This is a genomic window from Solibacillus sp. FSL R7-0682, from assembly GCF_038005985.1.
In the GTDB taxonomy this organism is placed as follows: domain Bacteria; phylum Bacillota; class Bacilli; order Bacillales_A; family Planococcaceae; genus Solibacillus.
The window spans coordinates 1-4,502 of sequence record NZ_JBBOUI010000003.1 but is presented as its reverse complement, the minus strand read 5'-3'; the positions used below and the strand labels follow the sequence as shown (position 1 = coordinate 4,502).

The following is a 4,502-nucleotide window of genomic DNA, read 5'->3' as shown; positions in this document are numbered from 1 at the left end:
AAAAATAGCCCTTAAAAAAGGGCTATTGGAAAATTTTCAAATAATGGCTTAGCATTGATAAATAAGGTTTTTAAAGTAGTTTCTACGTTGTCACGTTCACCACTATAAATAATATTTGGATTTATGAATAAAGCGTATGTACGAGCATTATTTCCTTCTATTTTTTGACCTTGTGCTTTAACAATAACCCCTTTGTCAACAAGATTATTTACTAGTCTACTAATTTTAGGAGCACTTGTTCCAAGTTTTTCAGCAAGTGCCTTTTGTGTCATAGGAACTGCACTTCGTGAATGAATATCATCCACAATACAATTACTTTTAAACTGTAAAAAGCGTTGAATACGCATTAAAAATAGCATTTCTTCATCGGTGAAAAAACCAGTTTCCAAAGCATAATTCCAATTATCTTGAATCAATTGAACAAACCTCACTTTTGACTGGGGAGAACGTTTTGTAACGATAAAAACTTCTTTCCCAGTAGCTTTACTCAATGTTTTCATAGCATTATTTGCTTCTTCTTGGTCTACACCACTATGATCCTGCTTAAATTTTTCTTTTTGATTTTTAAAATCTCTTTTTCTAGCATTTTTTTCTGCTTGTTCAAAATTTTTCTTGGTCATCTAATCCCTCTCCTTATAGCAGGAATTAGCCCCTATGTGTTAGAATAGAATTATAACGATATGAATAGGGGCAATAATCCTTGCCCGTAATAATACGAGAAACCGCCTTGCCGACCAAAGCTTGGGCGGTTTTTCTCGTTCTAGTTAAATTATAACAGATTATAAAACTACACGTCTTTCTTAATCTCAAGAACATATAAGTCCTCATTTGAATCTTGATCAATACTTGTAAAAATACTAATGTCCTTGATTGGAATACTCGTTCCCAAACCTAAATATGGTCTCTTTTTATCCCTCATGAAAAGCATTAATTCACCATCTTGATCTAACTTCTGTAACTTCTTAACCAACTGATTTACCTTTATTAACGCTCTATCTCCATTCCTTTTTGCCTTTGAGGTTCCTCCATTTTTTTAAAAGAGTCCTTGACAATTTTTTCTTGGTTCTGATCCAGAAACTTTATAAATTTAGGGTCAACTTCTTGTATCCTCAAAAACGTCTTAACACGAGTAAGTTGAGAGGATAAAGCCTTTGTCACTTTTGACTTAAAAGCTGAAAATTCTTTACCGATTTGAAGCAATTTTTCCTTCAATTCTCGATTTTCCCTTTGATAAGACTGATTTTGATAGGTTAAATCATGAACTTTTTGCTTTAATTCTTTCTTTTCCCCCAGCTGGTCATTGAACTTCTGAACGATTCCATTATATTTATCAATTAAGCCACTGTAATTCTTCACAAGATCACTCTGTTTCAGCTTTTCTTTAGCTTTTTCGGTTGATAATTTTTCAAGATTTTCTTCAACATCCTTGTAATAATATCGAATTTTGTCTTGTCCTATTTGTATATCAGATTTTAGCTTCTTAACCTCTTTTTGAGATTTCTCTAATTCCTGCTGCAGCTGTTCCGCTTGCATCTGATAAACGACCCCATTCATGGCATAATCCACTAAATTTTGATAATCATTTTCCTTCATTCCGACCAATCCAAGAACCTTCTTCGCTTCAATGTTTTCAATAGATTTCGTCTTCTCATCGATGGCTTGAATCTGCCCCATTGTTTGCTCAAATTTCTGTTGAGCCTCTTTTTCCATATTTCCAAACGTCAGAGCCTTATATTTAGCCGTCTCAACGTGCTTACGGCTCGATGAAACCCCTCTTTCTAACTCAAAGCCATTTTCCTTCAGATAAGCGTTAAAATCATCCTGAAGGCTCACCAGTTGCTTTTTCTGGCCAAAGAAATCTTTAGCCGACAATCTGCCATCTTCCGTTACTGGAACAAAGCCAACGTGCATGTGAGGGGTTTTCTCGTCATGATGAACCGTTGCATAAATTAAATTCTTCTCACCGTATCGATCAGCAAGAAATTCATGAGCCGTTTCAAAATACCTTTTCTGCTCTTTCGATGAAATTCTCTCAAAAAATTCTTTATCCGATGTAATCAAAAATTCAGAGAGACGAACCGCATCTTTACGGATCTTCTTTCCAGAGAGCACATTATCCTCAATCACTTGATTGATTTTCTCCGTATAATCAATCTGCTTTTGACCATTTATCAAATCATAATTAAGGTGAGAATCCGCCTTATTGATGTCGGGATTTGTCTCACTTTCTTTCTCTCTTTGGTTGTGAAATTGAATACCTTTTATGGCATGAGATTTCATTTTTTGCATCCGAATAATAGAGTAACTCATTGATTTCGCACCCTTCCGAAAATCTAATAGATTAAGAGAAGTGTAACACACTACACTTTGCACGCAAAGTTTCATGTGGTCTGCGACGCTTTTTGGCTCCGCCAAGCCATGCTACAGCATGGTAAAAAACAAACCTTGGGCTTTGCCCAAACCCACTGGGGAACTCTTCCCCAGACCCCCTTAATCGAACTCCCCAACCCCTCAATCCTTGAGGGGCTCCCTCGCCGGTAGGCAGGTCAAAAGGTGTTGCCTTTTGACACACCAAGAGGGTCTTGGTGAAGTGAGTCTGTCAACTCCTTAATGCTCCCTACGGTCCGCTTACCGTTGACAGACGCCATACAGGGCTTCTCTCGCCTTTGTGAGAGGTTACCCCTTATTTAAAATCCTCCCGTTGCCTAAAAAGGCAACAGAGACGCTTATAGAGCGTTAAAATGATGATTGATTGTAAGTGTCTTTGACTTCCTCGACACTTTTCCAATCAACTTCGTTTAAAGGGAGTCTTTTTTTATGGTTTTCGATGTTCCTCCTCCTCAGGTTGAGAGAGTGAAGGTTGGGGGTGTGGGGGCTAGCCCCCGCATTGCGTCACTTCATAAGACTAAAAAAGCAAAATTATGAACGGTAGAACTGGCGGTTTTGCAGGCTACACTAAAACGAAGTGAACGACCGCTAACTTTCTTCCTCATCAGTTTATCGGTCGTTCGGCGAAGCCCTTGAAGTCTGCAAAATTTCGGAATGCAAGGGGGAAAAGGGTGGAGATTTTTTGAGTGGGTTTCTCAAAAAATACTACCCGAACCTTGCATGGAGAAAAGCCCCTAAATATATAGAGTGAGAAGAGAGAGTTATAAAAGTGTAAAAAAGGTTGATATATCAGTAGTTTCAGAGATTTTAATATGTGGCGGTTTTGCGATATATGTTAGTGAGTTAATTATCTTTTAAGTATGATTAATATGACAATTATTTACTAAAAATTGTAAATTTTCAAAAATATTTAAATATCGTTAAGAGTGAAAATAATATGTTGATAAAATATTCCATTTATATTAATATTCTCATAGAAAAGGATAAATATACAAAAAGGGGGAAAAATGGAATGAAGTACATTTCTAAAATTTTAATAGCCTTTGCCTTGGTTTTAAGTTTGTTTACAGTTACTAATACAGCTTCTGCAAGTGCTGATTCATTTTCGGATTATTTTACTAGTTCAAAATGGATAACTAGAGACGGAGTAGTATCACTTAGTGTTACACCTAAATCATCAGGGCCACTTATTAAAGCTCCAAATGGTAATGCAAGAATGGTAGCTGCTTCTAAAGCATGGACTATTCTTTATAACAAACATAAAGGGAGCAGTAATTGGAAAAACACTGCATCTATGAAAGCTCAATTTGAGTGTCATGTAACTATGGCTCAATCTTTCAAGACACCTTGGAATTTAGAACCACATCGTACAACAACTAGTCTTACAGAAACTATTAAAAAGGGATGTAATCCTAAATAACAAAAAAGAGAGATTCATTAAGAATCTCTCTTTTTTGTTATATTTATTATTGCTCCTATAATGAAAATAATACCTATGACTATAGTTAAAGTGAAATATAGGGAATCTCCTACTAAATTAAATTCATCTGTTATTATATTTCCCTGGAACCAAACCATACAAGCAAGTACAGTTAAGAAAAACGAATTTAATATTATATATCCGTTATTAGTTTTACTTTTAATAAAAATTAAAATTAATAAATTTAATATTATAAAAGCTAGTATTAAATAAAAGATCGGTCTTAAATAAATGAAAACTTCCCCATCCATTCCAAAAACTCCTTTTTTTGAAAATTATTCTTTTTGATTATATCTTAAAAAAACTTTTTTTGCTTATATTTTCTATTTGAGATATTATCTCCCTTTTAATTTTCTAAATTCATTATGTTATATCAATACATATATCACCAGTATGGCTCCTTGTTTTAGGGTTGAGGCTGAACAAGGGGGAATGAGGAAATCCTCCATATTCGTAGATATGTAAGGTAAAAGAGTAAAAATCACGAACAGAGAAAAGCTCCTTATTAGAGAGTGAGAGTAAATTGGCTAACTAACTAGTAAAAAAAGCTATTATATCAAGGGTTTTTGCTAGTTTTCGTAGTTACCGAATTAGATAACTTTAGTTACCGAATTAGATAACTACGAAAACTAAT

The 4,502-nt window shown here is 34.8% G+C and carries 5 protein-coding genes; 1 reads left to right on the top strand and 4 read right to left on the bottom strand.

Translation table 11 applies throughout. From position 1 onward, the window contains the following. Nucleotides 1-11: 11 nt before the first annotated feature. From MKZ17_RS20445 to mobV, 3 genes are all read right to left on the bottom strand, one after another. Entirely contained in the window at nt 12-620 is a 609-nt protein-coding gene (locus tag MKZ17_RS20445; RefSeq protein WP_340725643.1) for a helix-turn-helix domain-containing protein, read from the bottom strand. 167 nt (nt 621-787) lie between these two features. Next, nucleotides 788-970, bottom strand: coding sequence for a hypothetical protein (locus tag MKZ17_RS20440; protein WP_340725642.1), 183 nt, complete (start codon nt 968-970; stop codon nt 788-790). 14 nt (nt 971-984) lie between these two features. Continuing rightward, nucleotides 985-2,310 (bottom strand): MobV family relaxase, encoded by a 1,326-nt coding sequence (mobV, locus tag MKZ17_RS20435; RefSeq protein ID WP_340725641.1) that lies wholly within the window; start codon nt 2,308-2,310, stop codon nt 985-987. Nucleotides 2,311-3,400: 1,090 nt separating this feature from the next. Between mobV and MKZ17_RS20430 the strand changes: the two genes are divergently transcribed. Next, the gene (locus MKZ17_RS20430) at nt 3,401-3,808 is read left to right on the top strand and encodes a DUF2599 domain-containing protein (protein ID WP_340725640.1); all 408 of its coding nucleotides are present in this window, start codon (nt 3,401-3,403) and stop codon (nt 3,806-3,808) included. A 17-nt stretch (nt 3,809-3,825) separates the two neighbouring features. On the opposite strand, the gene MKZ17_RS20425 is transcribed toward MKZ17_RS20430, so the two are convergent. After that, the gene (locus tag MKZ17_RS20425) at nt 3,826-4,119 is read right to left on the bottom strand and encodes a hypothetical protein (RefSeq protein WP_340725639.1); all 294 of its coding nucleotides are present in this window, start codon (nt 4,117-4,119) and stop codon (nt 3,826-3,828) included. Nucleotides 4,120-4,502 lie beyond the last annotated feature (383 nt).